Below are 16899 nucleotides of genomic sequence, written 5' to 3'. Positions count from 1 at the left end.
GCCATGACCCTCTCCGTTGCCGCCGAGAACGACCGATTCACAGGAAATGCAAGACGCTAGTCACGGAGACCGCCCCTCGAGAGTCGTAGCCGCGTTTTACGCGAAAGCGCGTCGCATGAACCACAAGCGTCTCGTTTCGCCCGCGCTAGCGCTGGTCATCTGCATTTTGCTGCTCCTCGCGCTGCAGAAAATCTCTCAGAGCATCGATTACCATTCCGTCAGCCGGCAATTGTTCTGCATTGTCCCTGGCCGATGGGCCGCCGCGCTCGCCGCCACGGCGCTGAGCTTCGTCGCCCTGGTCGCGCGTGACGAAATCGGTTTGCGTCACGTCGACGCAAAAGTGCCGCGCTCCCTGCTCTGGATCGGGGCCACGGCGGCGTCCGCACTCGGCAACATCGCGGGCTTCGGCGCGCTGACGGGCGGAGCGGTGCGCTACCGCGTGTATGGCGCCGCTGGCGTCACGTCGTCGCAGATCGGCCGCCTGACGTTGCTGACGAGCGGCTCGCTCATTTTGGCAACGTTGCTGATCACCGCGGTCGGTGCGCTGGCGGATACGAGCGCGCTCTCGGCGATGACGCATCTCGCGCCGCTTACCTTGACGATCGGCAGCGTGATCGTCCTTCTGGCCCTGATCGTCGCTGTCGCGTGCTGCGGTTCCGCGACCAAACGGTTTCGCACGCGCTGGGCGGCCGTCACACTGGACATTCCCTCCCGGGGAAGCCTCGTATCGCAGCTTATTTTCGGCGTGATCGATGTGGTGGGGGCGGGCGCTGCGTTGTGGGTGTTCTTGCCCGGCACGCACGCCGGTTTCATGAGCTTTCTTGCCATCTACTCGGCGTCGCTTCTGCTCGGTATCGTGGGCCATACGCCCGGGGGCGTCGGCGTATTCGAATCCGTGATGGTCTTCGCGTTGCGCGGCGACATCGCTACCCCATCGCTTCTGGCGGCGCTGCTGGCCTATCGCGCCGTCTATTTCGGTCTGCCGCTCGTACTCTCCGCGGCCGTGCTGGTGGGCTACGAAGCGCGGGCGCTGCGCAAACGCTTGCCGCTGCGTACGGTGGCGCGCTTGGGCCGCATTGCGCCGCTGTTTCTGTGCTTGATCACGTTCGTGGTCGGCTCGATGTTGATCGTGTCGAGTGCGACGCCGGCGCTGGCCCATCGCCTCGCGTTGTTGCGTGAGCTCGTGCCGTTGTGGGCGCTCGAAGGTTCGCAGTTGGTGAGCGGCGTGTTCGGCGTATTGCTGCTGTTCGTGTCGCGCGGGTTGCTGCGCCGGCTCGATGCCGCATGGTGGCTGGCCGTCGTACTGACGGCCGTCAGTCTCGTGTTGTCGGTCATCAAAGGATTGGCTTTCGTCGAGGCGGGCGTGCTCGCCTCGTTGCTCGTCTTGTTGCTCTGCACGCATCGGGGCTTTACCCGGCGCGCGGCGTTGTTCGCCGAGCCGTTTACGCCCGGATGGTTGATTTCCGTGGCGATCGTGCTGATTTGCTCGGCATGGGTGATGTTTTTCGCGTACCGCAACGTGCCGTATCGAACGGATCTGTGGTGGGAGTTCGCGTTCCATGCGCCCGTGTCTCGCTCGCTGCGGGCGATGCTCGCGTCGAGCCTGGTCGCCACGGCTTTCGCCGTGTGGCAGCTTTTGCGCCCCGCGGCCGGACGCTTCGTTCATCCTAGCGCCGCGGACCTGAGCGATGCCGTCAGGATCATTCGTTCGCAAGAGCGCAGCGATGCCGGGCTGGCCATGATGGGCGACAAGAGTTTCTTGTTCTCCGATTCGCGCGAAGCGTTCCTGATGTTCGCCAAGCATGGCCGCACGTGGGCGGCGTTGCACGATCCTGTCGGCCCGCGCGCCGAATGGCCCGAACTGATTCGCAAGTTCGTCATGCTCGCGCACAAGCACGGGGGACGGGCCGCTTTTTATCAAGTCAGAGCCGACTCGTTGCCGTTGTATCTGGATTCCGGGCTGACTCTGATGAAACTCGGCGAAGAGGCGCAACTCGCGCTCGAGCAATTCGATCTGAGCGGACCGAAGCGCGCGGCGTTGCGTTACTCGATGCGCCGGGCCGAGCGCGACGGCTGCGCCGTGGAGGTCATCGACGCCGCGGCCATGCCCCAGCATATGGATTCTCTGCGCCGGATTTCGGATGGCTGGCTCGACAGCCGTTCCGCGCGGGAGAAGAGCTTCTCGGTGGCGGCTTTCAGCGATGCGTATCTCGCGGCGCAATCGGTCATGCTCGTTCGGCAAAACGGCGTCCCCGTTGCATTCACGACGTTTATGACCACCGATCTGAACGTCGAGGCGACGGTGGGGGTCATGCGTCATGTGGCCGATGCCTCGCCGTTCGTGATGGATTATCTGTTCGTGCAACTGGCGATGCACTTGAAGGACGCGGGTTATCGCCATTTGAGTCTCGGTGTCGCGCCGTTTTCCGGGGTGCGCCCGATGCCGCTCGGTTCGCCGCTTCACCAACTGGGCTCGCTCGTCTGGCGTTTCGGCGGCCGCTTCTACAACTTTCAAGGCCTGCGGGCTTTCAAGGGTAAGTTCCAGCCGCGCTGGGAGCCGCGTTATCTCGCGGTATCGGGTTGGGCGAGCGCGGTCCTGACGCTACTCGATCTTTCGATTCTGGCGGGGGGCCGCCGTTCATGACACTTCACGCAGTATTGAAATCGTTCAAATGGCTGGCGTTGTTCGCGAGCGTGTCGTCTGTTTGTATCGGTGCGCAAGCGGCTGAAACACAGATTTCGGGCGGACGTTACGGCGATGTCATCGTCCAATGGCCGCAAGGAGAAATGCGCGGCTTCGTCGTTCTGTTCTCCGCGGGCAAGGGCTGGACCGCGGCCGATTCGCAAGCGGCACACGCGTTGGCCGAGCAAGGCGCGTTGACCGTGGGCGTGGATACCGGGCGCTATGCGGCGAACCTCGCGGCGGCGGACAAGGCATGCCGGCATTTGGATGGAGATGCGGAAGCGGTCAGCCATCAGCTCGAACGCCAGTTGAAGTCGAATCGATATTTCGCGCCGATCATGGCGGGCACGGGGCAAGGGGCGACGCTCGCGCTGCACGTGCTCGCGCAGGCGCCCGCGAATACGATCGCCGGCGCGGCGGCCGTCGATGCGCAAGGCAAACTGAACGCGGACTTCGCGCAATGCCCGCCCGATCCGACGATCAGCCGCGGCAGTGCGTTGCCCGGCTTCGTCGAGGTGGGCGTAAGCAAGCCAAGCGCGATCGGTGCGATGCAAGCCGCCGAGCGCTCCGCCGTGAAGGAAGGGGCCGATACGCCGGGATTCAATTTCGGGAAGAACGCGGATAGCATGGCGGCGCCGTTGTTGGCCAAAGCGCCTCGCATGTTCCCGGCCGCGACGACGAGAGCCGATCAGCTCGTCGCATTGATCAAGCCGCATTTGTTGGCCGAAACGGTGGGCGAGCAAGACGTCTCCGATCTGCCGCTCGTCGAATTGCCCGCGGCGCATCCGCGCGGGATGCTTGCGATCGTCATGTCGGGCGACGGCGGATGGCGCGACCTCGACAAGACCATCGGCGAGCAACTGCAAAAAGACGGTGTGTCGGTCGTGGGTTGGGATAGCTTGCGTTATTTCTGGAGCGAGAAAAGCCCCGAGCAAGTAAGCCGTGATTTGAGCCGCGTGCTACGTGCTTATGGCGCGCGCTGGCATGCAACGTCGTTCGCGCTGATCGGCTATTCGTTCGGCGCCGACGTGATGCCTTTCGCCTACAACTTACTGCCCGCCACGTTGCGCAATCAAGTTTCGATCGTTTCGCTGCTCGGCTTCGCGCCCGCCGCCGATTTCCAGGTGCGCGTGACGGGCTGGCTGGGCATGCCGGCGAGCGACAAGGCGCTGCAAGCGAAGCCGGCCATGGATCGGCTTCCCGCCGGGCTCGTTCAGTGCTTCTACGGCGAAAACGAGACCGACACGTTGTGCCCCGCATTGACCGCTACGCAAGAAGTGATACGTACGCCGGGCGGACACCATTTCGATCACGGCTACGACGTGTTGGAACGGCGCATCCTCACCGGCTGGGAAAAACGTATGCATGGCGATGGCGGCACGCACGCGAGCCAATAGCGCAAAAGTGCCGAACGGTAGAACGCCCACGGTTCAAGCGGGACCGGCCGAACGAGCGGTCGACTTGGATGCCATGCACAAGGCATTGGCGGGGCGGCCGGACGCGCAAGCGCAACTGCAGCGCACTACAGCGGCGCGAAGAACGTTCGGGCGATCACGCGGTGGCTTGTCGATCACGGCTTTGCGCAACCGAACCGTTTGCTCGTCTACGGGACGAGCGCGGGCGGTTATGGTGCGCTTGCCAACTACTCCACTGCACAACATGCTGCAGCCGCAAGCGCATAGCTCGATGCTCGACGACCGGATCGGGTATTCATGAAAACGGCATCGATGCCGACGTAGGCACCTTCGTCGCCGATTTGCTGGATCAGCGACGTTCCTCGCGTGGGTGGATGGCATCCTCAATTTGACGGGCGCGGCCGGACCGATCTCGGGGCATGGCGCCTAACGAGCGCTATGGCTTCGAGGCGGACACGGCCTCGCTCGACGGCTGCATTGCATCGGCAGCCGTTACTCTGTCATATCGGGGCGGTACGCCCGAACCAACGATACGAATTGTTCTTTGTATCCTAGCGTGTCCGGGTATGACGCCACATGACTGATGAGGTCGAACACGGTCACCAGATCTCTGCGGATGCTTTCATCCAACGCCCATCCGTCGAGGAAATCGAAGCGGCCGTATTTTTCCGGATCCCACCACGCAAGCAGGAAATTGGCGACGCGAGCCGCCTGGTGGTTATCGCGGTCTTTGGTAATTTCGAGCAGGCGCGAGAGTGCTTGTTTTTCGGCCGTCAGCATGAAACGCTGCTGCATTTCTTCGGGGTTCAGTGCGGTTCTCCTGGCCTATTGAACCGATTGTTCGCGGTATTCGTAATCGTCGATGCCCGCCGCGGCAGTGACGCCGCGGCGGGCTATGCGATTCGCCACACTCGCGAAACGGGGTTTACCAACGATAACCGACGCCCGCGCCCGCACCGATGGAGCCGTGGCCGGAAACGCCCGTCGTCATGGACCCCTTGACGATCCATTTGCCCGTCGCGACGGAGAGCCCGAGCGCCATTGCGCTCTGTCCGCCGTAGGTCCCCGCGCCGAGCGCCACGACCTTTTCTCCCGGCAACACGGCTTGCGGCAAGTTCGCCATCGCGATGGCCGAGGCCGAGCCGGCGTTTGCATCGCGGCGATACTTCTGCATGTCGTCGCGAACGCTGCTGATGGCGCTATTGAGTTGGCGCACGTTCACCGCATCGGTGGGAGCCGTACCGTCTGCCACGTTGGTAATTTGACGCTCAGCACCCGGCGCACCGACCGAAACCGTGTTGTCCCGGTCAGCGATTGAATTTGCACCCAGGGCAACCGAATTGTTGCCGGTGACGCTGCTGTTCGAGCCGATTGCGGTTCCGTTCGTACCCGTAACACTGGCGTTCGTGCCGACAGCCGTGCCGTTGGTCGAAGTGACGACCGCTTGATGGCCGACCGCGGTACCGCCGTCAGCGGTAACGTTGCTGGTCGAACCCACGGACGTTGCATTGACGGCATCCGCCGTTGCGCCCGTACCGGTCGCCGTGCCCGTCGCGTCGAGAACGTTGGTGTTTCCACCCGGCAGCGAATTGACTTTTCCGACTAGCGACGACAGTTGCGTGGCGATGCCGAAGAGTTGCGAACCGTTCACCCCGTCGGTGCTGGTGGCGGTGATCTGCCCCGCGGCAACGTTCTGCAGCTGATGTTCCTGACCGACCGCACCGATGCTCACGACGCCGGTCGGCGTCGCACCCGCGAAGCCACTGTAGGTCACTCCGCCTACCGTGGCGCCGCTCACGTTAGTTGCAGCACGTGTCACCGCGCCGGAACCGAGAGCCGTCGATTCGGCTGTCGACGCTGCGGCTGCGTTACCGATCGCAATGGAGTTGGCGCCCGTCGCCTGAGTGAGCGTACCCAGCGCAATCGCATTAGCCGATGCCGCGTTTGAACTAAAGCCAATCGCAACGGACGTTTGTTGCGATGCGGTCGAAGATTGCCCGATTGCCACGGCCGATCCACCGCTAGACAGGGCTGAGTTGCCGATCGCCGTCGAACTGCCGCCGCTTGCATTGGCCGAGATACCCACTGCCGTGGCGGCTTGGGATGCGGTTGCAAGCGTGCCTAACGCGGTTGCATCGGCGCCGTTCGCGGCCGATGCGCGGCCAAACGCTACGGCGTCGTTCGAGTTCGCGACCGAATTCGCGCCTTGTGCGATCGCGCCGCTTGCCGTTGCTGCTGCGCCTTCGCCAATAGCGATAGCGTTCGTCGCGGTCGCCTGCGCCCGGGAAATTGCAACGCTGCCCGTGCCGGATGCAACCGAGTCTACGCCGACGGACGTTGCATCGCTCGCATTCGCGCTCGCTTGGAAACCCACGGCGGTACCGCCGGCGGCCGAGGTATTGGTACCGATCGCCGTTGAGAAGTCGGAGGTGGTGTGCGCTTGAGCGCCAATTGCCGTCGAATCGCCGTTCGTTGTGCTCGCGGCTCCCCCGAACGCCACCGAGTTCGTACCGATTGCGCTGGAATTTGCGCCCACGGTCGTCGCGTTCGTACCGGTTGCCGTAGCGCGGTCACCGACGGCCGTAGCCTGTCCGCCCTGCGCCGCGACCGCATTGCCCACCGCGGTATTCTGGCTCGAGCCGTCTGCGCCGGCGACAGCCGGGTTCGTCCCGCCTGTCGTTGCCGTCGGCGCGGCGGCAGCACCGCCGACCGTGGAGACGAGGCCCTGAGACTCGCCGCCCACCGCGAGGTTGTCCGCGTGCGCATAACCCGCGGTTAGCGCCAACGCCGTGACGATCGCGAGTGACACCTTCGATCGCAGAAGGGGGGCTGCTCCTCGCGTCTCGTCAGCAGCTACCAGCGTCTCAACGCTACTATTCGAAAGCACAGCTTGTCGGTTCATGTTCATTGCGTTTCCGGTTCTGACTTTTTTAATGGGCAAAAGAATTTCCTTTTGCGCTCTCCGTGGTGGCGCCGCAGGCAATGGGGTGTGCGCGTGCCTCCGCTCGGCTGCTGCCGCCGCTGTTATCGCCGCAGTCAAAGCCGCTCCTCACAGGCGCTTTCCAAGCAACGCGTGGAAATGCCGTGTCAGGACGTAGAGAATTATGGGAAGGGCCATTCGCCCGGGTGTTTGCTGGAGGGACGAATGGCTTTGCTGGAGGGAAAATTCTGTCTTTATCGGTCAGAAACCCGGCTCGATAAGCCGTCGCAAGCGGTTTGCCGTCCGACGCGATTCGATGTCGCGAGCAGCGGACGGCTACATGAATCGATGCGAATTCGAAGCTTGTCAGATCGCCAAGCCGCCCGATACCTCGATGCGTTGGGCGTTGACCCACCGGTTGTCATCGGCGAGCAGCGAAGCGATCATGGGCCCGATGTCGTCGGGCAAACCTGCGCGGCCGAGCGCCGTCGCTTCGGCGACGAACCGATTGATTTCCGGGTTGTCGCGCACCATGCCGCCGCTGAAATCCGTTTCGATTGCGCCCGGTGCCACCGTGTTGACGGCGATTCGACGCGGCCCGAGTTCCTTGGCCAGATAACGCGTCAGCACTTCGACGGCCCCTTTCATCGAAGCGTAAGATGCACTGCCTGCGATCGAGATGCGCGTCAGGCCCGATGAGATATTGACGATCCGCCCGCCGTCATTGATGAGGGGCAGCAGCTTTTGCGTGAGGAAGAACACGCCTTTGAAGTGGACGTTGTAAAGATCGTCCAAGTCTTGCTCGGTCGTAGTTTCGATGGGCGCGTGATGCGAAATGCCGGCGTTATTCACGAGATAGTCGAAGCGATCGGCGCCCCACTGCGTGAGCGATTCACGTACGCTTGCGACGAATGCATCGAACGTCTCACACTTGCCGGTATCGAGCGGCAGCGCGACGGCGCGCTGGCCGGCTTGTTCGACCTGATGCACGACGGCCTCGGCTTCGGCTCGATTCGCTCGATAAGTGAAAATCGAATCCACGCCGCGACTCGCGAGGTGGAGCACGGTATTGCGCCCCAGCCCGCGGCTCCCGCCTGTCACGATCGCTATCTTGCTCGGGTTGTTTGCAGTAATTCCCACCGTCATCGTTGCGCTCCAAGTTGATCAGGATGAGCGCAAGCTTAGGCGGGCCGTGCGGCGAACTGAATGCCGGATTCGGCTGCGTTCTTGCCTAATCGTGCTCGGCTGCCGGCGCCACCGAAGCGCCGGCTATTCCGTGCCTTTCGAGCGCCTCGGCGACGAAGCCCGATGCCTTCATCTCTTCGACGAACGTGCGCAATGCTTGCGCGGCCGCGTCACCGCGACGCTTCGGCGTACCCATGGCCTGCCGGATCACCATGAAGCGCTCGCTCAGCAATCGAAGCCCCGGTGCAGTTCGCGCGTCGGCTTCCAGTTGCTGCTTCACGCCCGCCGCCACCTCGAGATTGCGTGCGAGGAACGTCGACACCACGGCCTGCGAAGACGGCGCGCGAACGATCTGCGCTGCCTTCAGTTCTCGCGTAAGGAAAAGGTCATATGCGCTGCCGTTGCCGACTGCAACGCGGTTGTGCGATCGATCGACGTCTTCGTTGGTTCTGATTGGCGCGTCGTCACGCACTAGATAGAAGCCCTCGATCAGTACATAGGGCGCGGTAAATTCGATTCTCTCGCCGCGCAGGGGATCGATCGCGAAAAAGCCGAAATCGGCGCGCTCTTCGCTGACCGCCTCGAGCGATTTTCCGGCCGTATCGAATGCCACCAGTTCGAGGTCGACGCCGAGCCGTTCCGCAAAGGCATGAGCGAGATCGATCGAGACGCCGATCGGCTCGCCGGTGCCGGGATCTATATTGGCGAGGATCGGGTTGCCGAGATTGATCGAGGCGCGCAGCTTGCCGGTGGGGGTAAAAGCACTCACGATGGACGGATCGATGGGCATGGTCGCTCGCGTTTAAATGGGCTTGCGCGCTGAACGGCTGAGTAAGGTTTCCATTTCAGCGACGACTGCACGGCAATGGACGAAGTATAAGAGACGAAAAAAGTTGAGCGCCAAGCAGGCGCTCGGCATTGATCACGGTTCGCGCTTAACGCATGCGGCGTGCGCGGCATCTGATCCGCGCAGGCAGTAACATAGCGGAACGCCAACGTATGGGGAATTAGATGACGCGCGCATTAGTGGAAAGCGTCAAACGCTATACCGAGAGTCAAAGTGGGCAAAGTCCTTTCGTCACGCCTATCGAAGGCGTGACGATTTTGCGCTCGGATCATGAAAGACATCCGTCGCACCTCCTCATGAAACCGGCGCTATGCGTCGTCGTGCAAGGTGCGAAATGGACGACCTTCGGTGGCAAACGATACGACTATCGTGCAGGGCAAGCGCTGGTCGTCAGCGTCGAATTGCCGGCGATGAGCCGGATCGTCCAGGCAAGCCCCGATGAGCCTTACCTGTGCGTGGTGATCGAGTTGGACCTGGCTGTCATGCGCGAGGTGATGGAACAACTCGATCGTCCCCCGGTGCCCGATGGCGAACTCGGGCATGGCGTATTCGTCGCGGACTTCGACGGGCCGCTTGCCGATTGCGTGCAGCGCACGATGCGATTGCTCGATACGCCGCACGCGATCCCCGTCATCGCGCCGATGATCATGCGTGAGATCTGCTACTGGCTATTGACCGGACGTTACGGCGCGGAAGTGGCCAAGCTCGTTCTCGCGAATGGGCATGTCGAGCGGGTCGTCAGCGCAATCCATGATCTGCGGCATCGATTCGCCGAGACGGTACGCATCGAAGAACTCGCTTCGGTGGCGCAAATGAGTTTGTCGGCATTTCATCGTCAGTTCAAGGCACTCACTTCGATGACGCCGCTGCAATATCAAAAGCAGCTTCGCCTGCTCGAGGCGCGCCATCTAATGTTGACGGGCGCAGCGAACGCCGAAGCGGCCGCGTATCGCGTGGGTTACGAAAGTCCTTCGCAATTTAGCCGCGAGTACGCTCGAATGTTCGGCGCGCCGCCGCGGCGCGATATCGCTGCTTTGAGTGCAGCTTAATTGCCGTGATTGCCCGTTAGTCCTTCGGTAATGCAGCCTTGCGGCTGCCCTTCGGCTTCGGTTCGACACCGATACGCGGATCGCGCGCGAGCACGATGGAGACGACTCGCGCGACGACCGATTCGAACTCCGGATGCGCCTGCGAAACATAAAGCCATTTTCCGATGACGGGATGCACTTGCAAGGCGGGCATCGCTTCGATAAGCGAGGCGTGATGATCTTGCGACGTGCAGACGAGCATGCCGTTCCAGGGCTCCTTTCGGTCGCCGGCGGTAATGCATAGGCGAGCGTCGATATAAGCCGCGTCCATGCTGAACATTCGCTTGGGAACATAAGTAGGATCGCGTTCGAATGCGTCGAGGATCCAAGACAGCGAGTTGCGAATCGAGGCTGGCATACGCGGATTTCCGATTCCGATGTTAATGTGCGCGGCGGGCCGCTTGTCGTGCCTCCCAGGCCTCGAGCGCCGCTTCGTATCGATCGAGCGCTTCTTCGTAAAGCTCGAATACGCAAGGCGAGCAACCGCTGTGGCAGCAATCGTCTTCGTCGGGACGTTGCGGCGGCGTTGGGCGAGGATCGTCGTTGGACGGCTCCGGACGGGAAAGCTTGGGCACGGCGCTCGGCGAGTGAGTTCGAGCGCTTAGTATAGATTCGTTTGCTTCGCGTTATTCGGCGCGGCGGCGCTCGTCGACACCGAGGCGCCGCGCGGCCCGAATGATATTTAGCCGCCGGTCATGCGAGCAATGCCTCGGCGTGCGCGTACGGTTGCCCCAGTGCTTTGGCGACGGCCTCGTGCGTGACCTGGCCCTCGCACACATTCAAGCCGGCACGCAGGTGCGGATCGTCGCTCATTGCGCGCTTCCATCCCTTGTTCGCCAATGCAATCGCGTGGCCGAGCGTGGCGTTCGTCAGTGCGAACGTCGAGGTTCGCGCGACGGCTCCTGGCATGTTCGCAACGCAATAATGGATGACGCCGTCCACTACAAAGGTAGGTTCCGCATGCGTCGTCGGGTGGGACGTTTCGAAGCATCCGCCTTGATCGATGGCGACGTCGACCACGACGGCTCCCTTCTTCATCGTCGAGATCATGGCGCGGGTGACGAGCCTAGGCGCGGTCGCACCGGGGATCAGTACCGCGCCGATGACGGCATCCGCGCTCGCGACGCATCGTTCCAGCGCGTGTGCGCTCGAGAACATCGTCGTGATGCGATTGCCGAAGATCAAGTCGAGTTGGCGCAGGCGCTCGACGTTCGTATCGAGAATCGTGACCCGCGCGCCCATACCGACAGCCATTTGCAATGCATTCGTCCCGACCGTTCCGCCGCCGATCACGACGACGTGTCCGGGCGCGACGCCGGGCACGCCGGCCAGCAGCAATCCCATGCCGCCGGCGGGCTTCTCCAAGTGGGCGGCCGTCACTTGAATCGACATGCGGCCCGCCACTTCGCTCATCGGCGCCAGCAAGGGAAGCCCTCCGCCTGCGCCGGTAATCGTCTCGTACGCGACGCACACGGCGCCCGAAGCGATGAGATCGGTGGCTTGTTCGCGGTCCGGAGCGAGGTGGAGATAGGTGTAAAGGATTTGACCGCGCCGCAACATGGCGCGCTCGACGGCTTGCGGCTCTTTGACTTTGATGATCATGTCGGCGCGCGCGAAGATTTCTTGTGCGTCGCCGCATACCGTGGCGCCGGCCGCCGCGTAGGCTTCATCGGGAAGGCCGACGGCGGCTCCCGCATCTTTTTGAACGAGCACTTGATGCCCGCGGCTGACTAGCTCGCGCGTGCCCGCGGGGGTTAGGCCAACGCGGTATTCCTGGTTTTTGATCTCTTTGGGAATGCCGACCAGCATGATGCACCTCCTCCGTGTACGGAATCGATTGATCGAATTGTCAGCCCGGGCTTGTGGCATGGGATGACGTCGGTCAAGTTTTTGGCTTGCATGACCGCATTGGGCAGGGGAATGCGAGTGTTGCCATTTCGCTTTCGTGCGTCGCTCGTGCTGCTTCGCAAGGGCTAAGCGAATTCGTAGTTCGAAGCGATTTCGACAAGGGCATGGCCTGCTGAACGACATACTACGCCGTTGCACGCGATGTGCGCGGGGGGATGAGGCTTGGTGGGAACGAGCGGGACCGCATGGCGGAGGGGTTCACAGCACGCCGCGCTTCTGCCATGATTCGCACATGGAACCCTTTAACGAACTGATTGACTCCCATGGTCATCACGGCCGCTCAAGACCGCGCCGTGGTTCGTTACGTCCATAGCATCGAGCGCAGGGATCAAGAAAACCCTGTCTCGTGCGACACCACCCAGGCGCCAATTTAGATGGCGCCTTTTTTTATTTCTACGGAGTCACTATGACGATGCTGCGCGGAACCCGTTTCGTTGTTGGAAAAGAAGCCGCTGCCATGCGGACCCTCGAGAGCCGCTTCCGGAGTTACCTTCATCGAACGTGGCGCTGAAGAGGCGATCGTTCCGGCGCTGTGGTCGCAAGATACGTTTATCGAAAAAGCCGGCGGCAGTGAAATCATCGATCAGATGTGGGCCTTTCCCGATAAGAAGGGGCGCGCCTGCTGTCTGATTCCGGAAGCGACCGCTTTGTTTCAAGAGCGATACGAGCAATTGATCGATGGCAAGCGAGAGCGCTTGCTTTTTTATGTGGCGCGCTGTTATCGATACGAGCGGCCGCAGGCGGGACGCTACCGCGAATTCACACAATTGGGCTTCGAATGCCTAAGCGAGGAGCCCCGGCGCGCGTCGGAGTTGAGCCAGCGTATCGCGAAAGGGTTCTTCGATTCGTTGGGCCTTCGCTACACGTTCGATAGCGCGGCTAGAAGAGGGCTCAGCTATTACCTGGACGGTCAGGGCTTCGAAATGCGCTGTAGCGAGCTTGGCGCTCAGCAGCAAGTAGCCGGCGGCGGCGCATACCGGGAAGGCGCAGGTTTCGGCATAGGCCTCGACCGGTTATTGCTCGCGATGTCGGCCCAGCGATTGCTGGAGTGAAAAGACCCCGGGACTCGGCCGGCTGATGCGGCCGATGGCTAACGCGCGCATTACGCGCGCGTTGGTCGAATAGCGACGCTTAGAGATAGCTGCAAACGTAATCGAGCGTCTCGATCACGTCGATATCGAAGCGGCTCTTGCCCGGCACTGAAAACGACTCGCCGGCACCGTACGTCGCCCACTGATCGCTGCCTTCCAGGCGGATGCGGCATTGTCCGGCTTGCACTTCCATGAGTTCGGGCGCGTCGGTGCCGAAGTTCAGCGTGCCGGGCAGGATGACGCCCAGCGTTTTGCGAGTACCGTCCGGGAACAGCACGGTGTGCGAGACGCATTTGCCGTCGAAGTAGACGTTGGCGCGTTTGATAACGGAAACCTGATCGAATTGCGTTGCTGCCGTCATGGCGGTCTTCCTCCTGGTGGTCGCGAGTGGATAGGCTTGCGCCGCATTGCGCCATTGCGCAACGGGAACGCGCTAAGGAAATGCGCAAACCCGCCATCATACCGGTTGCGCTTACGGCGTTCCGTACGCGCCTTGCTCGAAATACATTGGTCGGCCATATGGCACCGAGTATGATGCCCCTTTAAAAAGGGTACGGCCTCGGCATGCTAGCGCTCAAACTCACGCTTGTTCCGCTATTCCTACTGATCGTATCGATGTCGGGCAAGTGGTGGGGGCCGTCGATTGCCGGTTGGTTGGCCGGGCTACCCGTCGTGGCCGGCCCCATTCTCTACCTACTGGTACTGACGCACGGTTCGATTTTTGGCGCCCATGCCGCCGAGCGCTCACTTTCCGCGGTGTTCGCATCCGAGGCGTTCAATTTCGCCTACGCCTGGACGTGCCGTTCTCGCCGATGGTCAATCGCGTTGACAGCGGCGCTCACCGCGTGGTTTGGCGCCGCCTACGGTCTATCGCTATTGCCCGCTTCGACGGGGTGGGGCGCCCTGACGGCATTCGTCGCCGTATGTTTCGGTCAATCGTTCTTGCCGCGAACGAGCGCCGCCGCGGTTGCCGTATCGCTGTCCCGCGCCGATCTGGCGGCACGGATGGCGGCCGGGGCGATCCTGACGCTGATCGTGACTTCGATTTCCGGCCGGGTCGGCCCAGCATGGAGCGGTCTGCTTGCCGTATTCCCTTTACTCGGAATCATTTTGTCGGTGTCTTCCCACCGCGCGCACGGCGAGCAATTCGTTATTTCTTTGTTCCGAGGCATGGTCCTCGGCCGGTTCTCGTTTGCGGCCTTTTGCTTGACGCTATCGTTCTCCCTACCTCGCCAGGCTACGCTGCCGGCCTTCGCGGAAGCAGCGGTTCTTGCGATGACCGTGCAGTGGTGTACGAGGCAAGCCGCGAAAATACGACGCTCCAAGCCGAGCGTCCTTCCCGTCGCGGCACGCGACTGACGCCGTCGCTTATCGATCGAATTGTCCAAGACCGATTCGCGGACAGCGCGATCGGTTTCGGCTACCATCGATCGCTTGCTTAGGGGCCGTTGTATAAGGCAAACCTCGAGCAGAACCCGCCATCCTTTCGACGACTCTTCATGAAACGCGCTCGACGGTTTTTCGATGAACTGAATCGCGAATATTCGCAGCTTTTAAAAGCCGAGGGCGATCTGTACTGGTCGGTCTATACAGGTCTGAGCGATGCGAACGCCGAGTTGGCCGAGGCAACATTAAGGCGCAAAACGTTTGCCGGCGATGCGTCGCGCCTCGAGAACGCGCGCGCGCATTGTGCGCGCATTCTCGACGAGGATGCCTCCCCGGAGCGCGATGCACTCGCCACCGGGCTTCAAGGATGGATCGCCGTACTCGAAGCTGGCGCGATCGGAAGCGGCCGCGCCGCGCAGTTGCTGAGCGAGTTGACCGCGTTGGACGCCGATCTTTTCGCAAGACGCCAAGCCTACAAGATGACGCACGTCAACGCCGAGGGGCGGCGCGAAGACGCGTCGCCATCGGCATTGCGAAACAACCTGGCATCGAACCCCGACGAGTCGGCCCGCAAGAGTTCGCACGATGCGCTGCATGGCCTCGAGCGATGGGTGGCAACGAGCGGTTTCGTCGAGATCGTGAGCAAGCGCAACGCGCTCGCGCGAGAGCTTGGATTCCGCAATTTCTTCGACTATCGGCTACAGAAAAATAGCGGTCTCACCCCCGAACAACTATTCTCCGTTTTCGATGAGTTCGAGCGAAGCACGCGTGACACGCATCAAAGCGCATTAGCGCGTTTGGTGGCGCAACAGGGCCCGAATGCATTGCTGCCGCACAATCTGGCGTATGCCATGCAAGGCGGCACGGCGCGGGATACCGACACCTACTTCCCGCTCGGCAAGGCGCCGGAGCGCTGGGCCGAATCTTTTCGACGGATGGGCGTCTCGTACCAAGGTGCCCAGATCGAAATCGACCTACTCGAGCGCCAAGGAAAGTTTCCTACGGGATTTTGTGTTTCGCCGGAACCCGGATATCGCGACGATGTATTGGGCCCGGTAGCCGCGGACGTTAGATTTACGTCTACGGCGTGTCCGGGGCAACCCGGTGCCGGCTTGCGCGGGCTGACCGTTCTTTTTCACGAGGCCGGTCACGCCGCTCATTTCGCCAACGTTACGATGAACTCGCCTTGCTTTTCACAGGCTTTTCCGCCGAGTTCTCCCGCTTTGCTCGAGGCACAAGCGAAATTCTTCGATGCGTTCCCGACGGATCCTTGTTGGATGAAACGGTACGCGAAGGACTATGCGGGGAACCCAATGCCCGATGACGTGATTCGGGCGCGGGTAGAAGCGCGTCAAGCCTTCCTGGCCTACTATGAACGCCGCGATCTCATCCCGACATATTTCGAGTGGGAAATGTACAGCATGGATGACGCCGAACGAACGGCCGATTCCATACTCGAGCTGGCGAAGTCCGTGACGCATAGGGTGCTCGGCATTGCGGGACATACGGATTACGTCTTGGCGACGCCACATCCGATTTATCATGATATCGCCGTCTATTACCAAGGCTATTTGCTGGCCAAGATGGCCGCTGCTCAGGTTCGCGCGTACCTCACGAAATCGTTGGGTTACATCGTGGATAATCCTCGGGTCGGCCCGCTGCTTGCCGCGCACTGTTGGGCGCCCGGCAATAGCGTGACCCTCGATCGGATGCTGATGGACTTGACGGGTGAGCCGTTGAATCCGTCCTATCTTGCGATGGAGTGTAATTGCTCACCGCAAGCCGCTTGGGATCAAGCCATGCAGGCATTCGACCGAAACCGTCGAGCGGATCGGGAGCAGGCGCCGAGTGAACTCGATGCCTCGATTTCTCTAGTCCACGGCGACGAACGAATTGCTGATAACAGCGTGTCGTTGCCCGCCATGTACGTGGCGTTCGAAGACTGGATCGAACGATATTCCGCGAGGTCTTCATATGCGAGCGCATCTTAGAGTTGCCCGGCCCGCAAGCGATCTGGCTCGTACCGAGCGTATGTATTGCGAGGCGTTCGGGTTCTCGGTCCTGGCGCGATTCCAGGATCACCAAGGTTTCGATGGCGTGATGCTGGGTAACGCCGGGATGGATTATCACTTCGAGTTCACCCAGTGCGCGGGCCATCCTGTCACACCGAGTCCGACGAGCGAAGACTTGACGGTGTTTTATCTCCCCGATCGGCAGGTGTGGCAGGCGGCATGCGACCGCGCCGAGGCGAGCGGATTCATCCGAGTGACGTCGTTCAATCCATACTGGGACGTGTCGGGGCGGACTTACGAGGACCCCGACGGCTACCGGATCGTATTGCAACACGGAGCTTGGACAGCATGAATACGGATGTGC

Annotated in this window: 15 protein-coding genes and 1 pseudogene; 8 read left to right on the top strand and 8 right to left on the bottom strand. The window is 61.7% G+C overall.

The genetic code is table 11. From position 1 onward, the window contains the following. Positions 1-46 precede the first annotated feature (46 nt). The 3 genes and pseudogenes from mprF to C0Z18_RS33910 all read left to right on the top strand — a co-directional run. The gene (mprF, locus tag C0Z18_RS19710) at positions 47-2644 is read left to right on the top strand and encodes a bifunctional lysylphosphatidylglycerol flippase/synthetase MprF (protein ID WP_102647105.1); all 2598 of its coding nucleotides are present in this window, start codon (positions 47-49) and stop codon (positions 2642-2644) included. Further along, the gene (locus C0Z18_RS19705) at positions 2641-4080 is read left to right on the top strand and encodes a virulence factor family protein (protein WP_102647104.1); all 1440 of its coding nucleotides are present in this window, start codon (positions 2641-2643) and stop codon (positions 4078-4080) included. Before mprF ends, C0Z18_RS19705 begins: the two co-directional genes overlap by 4 nt. Positions 4081-4203: 123 nt before the next feature. Beyond that, positions 4204-4381: pseudogene (locus C0Z18_RS33910) on the top strand (pectin acetylesterase-family hydrolase); the annotation flags it as partial. Between the two features lie 209 nt (positions 4382-4590). Here the strand turns inward: C0Z18_RS33910 and C0Z18_RS19690 are convergent. The 4 genes from C0Z18_RS19690 to C0Z18_RS19675 all read right to left on the bottom strand — a co-directional run bounded on the left by C0Z18_RS19690 (position 4591) and on the right by C0Z18_RS19675 (position 8993). Then, a complete protein-coding gene (locus C0Z18_RS19690; RefSeq protein WP_102647103.1) occupies positions 4591-4893 on the bottom strand; it encodes a DUF7673 family protein in 303 nt (100 codons plus the stop codon). Positions 4894-5023: 130 nt separating this feature from the next. Then, a complete protein-coding gene (locus C0Z18_RS19685) occupies positions 5024-7006 on the bottom strand; it encodes a YadA family autotransporter adhesin (protein ID WP_102647102.1) in 1983 nt (660 codons plus the stop codon). 378 nt (positions 7007-7384) lie between these two features. Continuing rightward, positions 7385-8164 (bottom strand): SDR family NAD(P)-dependent oxidoreductase, encoded by a 780-nt coding sequence (locus tag C0Z18_RS19680; protein WP_102647101.1) that lies wholly within the window; start codon positions 8162-8164, stop codon positions 7385-7387. 85 nt (positions 8165-8249) lie between these two features. Next, the gene (locus tag C0Z18_RS19675) at positions 8250-8993 is read right to left on the bottom strand and encodes an ABC transporter substrate-binding protein (protein ID WP_102647100.1); all 744 of its coding nucleotides are present in this window, start codon (positions 8991-8993) and stop codon (positions 8250-8252) included. Between the two features lie 221 nt (positions 8994-9214). Between C0Z18_RS19675 and C0Z18_RS19670 the strand changes: the two genes are divergently transcribed. Beyond that, the gene (locus C0Z18_RS19670; RefSeq protein WP_102647099.1) at positions 9215-10099 is read left to right on the top strand and encodes an AraC family transcriptional regulator; all 885 of its coding nucleotides are present in this window, start codon (positions 9215-9217) and stop codon (positions 10097-10099) included. A gap of 16 nt (positions 10100-10115) precedes the next feature. Here C0Z18_RS19670 and C0Z18_RS19665 read toward each other — a convergent pair whose 3' ends face one another. The 3 genes from C0Z18_RS19665 to ald all read right to left on the bottom strand — a co-directional run bounded on the left by C0Z18_RS19665 (position 10116) and on the right by ald (position 11947). Continuing rightward, complete coding sequence (locus C0Z18_RS19665; RefSeq protein ID WP_102647098.1) at positions 10116-10496, bottom strand: hypothetical protein; 381 nt, start codon at positions 10494-10496, stop codon at positions 10116-10118. Between the two features lie 22 nt (positions 10497-10518). Next, entirely contained in the window at positions 10519-10713 is a 195-nt protein-coding gene (locus C0Z18_RS19660; RefSeq protein WP_102647097.1) for an oxidoreductase-like domain-containing protein, read from the bottom strand. Between the two features lie 118 nt (positions 10714-10831). Next, positions 10832-11947 carry an alanine dehydrogenase gene (ald, locus tag C0Z18_RS19655; protein WP_102647096.1) on the bottom strand — a complete coding sequence of 372 codons (1116 nt, stop codon included), beginning with the start codon at positions 11945-11947 and terminating at the stop codon, positions 10832-10834. A gap of 533 nt (positions 11948-12480) precedes the next feature. Here ald and C0Z18_RS19650 point away from each other — a divergent pair. Further along, positions 12481-13098, top strand: a complete 618-nt coding sequence (locus C0Z18_RS19650; RefSeq protein WP_233217397.1) for an ATP phosphoribosyltransferase regulatory subunit — start codon at positions 12481-12483, stop codon at positions 13096-13098. Positions 13099-13177: 79 nt separating this feature from the next. On the opposite strand, the gene ppnP is transcribed toward C0Z18_RS19650, so the two are convergent. Then, entirely contained in the window at positions 13178-13498 is a 321-nt protein-coding gene (gene ppnP, locus C0Z18_RS19645) for a pyrimidine/purine nucleoside phosphorylase (protein WP_102647095.1), read from the bottom strand. 203 nt (positions 13499-13701) lie between these two features. On the opposite strand from ppnP, the gene C0Z18_RS19640 reads away from it, so the two are divergent. The 3 genes from C0Z18_RS19640 (at position 13702) to C0Z18_RS19630 (ending at position 16887) form a co-directional block, all read left to right on the top strand. Beyond that, the gene (locus C0Z18_RS19640) at positions 13702-14496 is read left to right on the top strand and encodes a hypothetical protein (RefSeq protein ID WP_102647094.1); all 795 of its coding nucleotides are present in this window, start codon (positions 13702-13704) and stop codon (positions 14494-14496) included. Positions 14497-14636: 140 nt separating this feature from the next. Then, on the top strand, positions 14637-16514 hold the full coding sequence (locus C0Z18_RS19635; RefSeq protein WP_102647093.1) for a M3 family metallopeptidase: 1878 nt from the start codon (positions 14637-14639) through the stop codon (positions 16512-16514). Beyond that, positions 16498-16887 (top strand): VOC family protein, encoded by a 390-nt coding sequence (locus tag C0Z18_RS19630; RefSeq protein ID WP_102647092.1) that lies wholly within the window; start codon positions 16498-16500, stop codon positions 16885-16887. The genes C0Z18_RS19635 and C0Z18_RS19630 overlap by 17 nt, the downstream gene beginning before the upstream one ends. Positions 16888-16899 lie beyond the last annotated feature (12 nt).

The sequence above is a fragment of the Trinickia dabaoshanensis genome, assembly GCF_002879885.1.
GTDB lineage: Bacteria > Pseudomonadota > Gammaproteobacteria > Burkholderiales > Burkholderiaceae > Trinickia > Trinickia dabaoshanensis.
This window is presented reverse-complemented; position numbering and strand designations above follow the sequence as displayed.

Bases quoted from the DNA above. Each gene is read 5' to 3' on its own strand.
- C0Z18_RS19635 (WP_102647093.1), top strand. From the start codon at position 14,637: ATGAAACGCGCTCGACGGTTTTTCGATGAACTGAATCGCGAATATTCG.
- C0Z18_RS19705 (WP_102647104.1), top strand. From the start codon at position 2,641: ATGACACTTCACGCAGTATTGAAATCGTTCAAATGGCTGGCGTTGTTC.
- C0Z18_RS19640 (WP_102647094.1), top strand. From the start codon at position 13,702: ATGCTAGCGCTCAAACTCACGCTTGTTCCGCTATTCCTACTGATCGTA.
- C0Z18_RS19690 (WP_102647103.1), bottom strand. From the start codon at position 4,893: ATGCAGCAGCGTTTCATGCTGACGGCCGAAAAACAAGCACTCTCGCGC.
- C0Z18_RS19665 (WP_102647098.1), bottom strand. From the start codon at position 10,496: ATGCCAGCCTCGATTCGCAACTCGCTGTCTTGGATCCTCGACGCATTC.
- C0Z18_RS19680 (WP_102647101.1), bottom strand. From the start codon at position 8,164: ATGACGGTGGGAATTACTGCAAACAACCCGAGCAAGATAGCGATCGTG.
- ald (WP_102647096.1), bottom strand. From the start codon at position 11,947: ATGCTGGTCGGCATTCCCAAAGAGATCAAAAACCAGGAATACCGCGTT.
- C0Z18_RS19685 (WP_102647102.1), bottom strand. From the start codon at position 7,006: ATGAACATGAACCGACAAGCTGTGCTTTCGAATAGTAGCGTTGAGACG.
- C0Z18_RS19670 (WP_102647099.1), top strand. From the start codon at position 9,215: ATGACGCGCGCATTAGTGGAAAGCGTCAAACGCTATACCGAGAGTCAA.
- mprF (WP_102647105.1), top strand. From the start codon at position 47: ATGCAAGACGCTAGTCACGGAGACCGCCCCTCGAGAGTCGTAGCCGCG.
- ppnP (WP_102647095.1), bottom strand. From the start codon at position 13,498: ATGACGGCAGCAACGCAATTCGATCAGGTTTCCGTTATCAAACGCGCC.
- C0Z18_RS19630 (WP_102647092.1), top strand. From the start codon at position 16,498: ATGCGAGCGCATCTTAGAGTTGCCCGGCCCGCAAGCGATCTGGCTCGT.
- C0Z18_RS19675 (WP_102647100.1), bottom strand. From the start codon at position 8,993: ATGCCCATCGATCCGTCCATCGTGAGTGCTTTTACCCCCACCGGCAAG.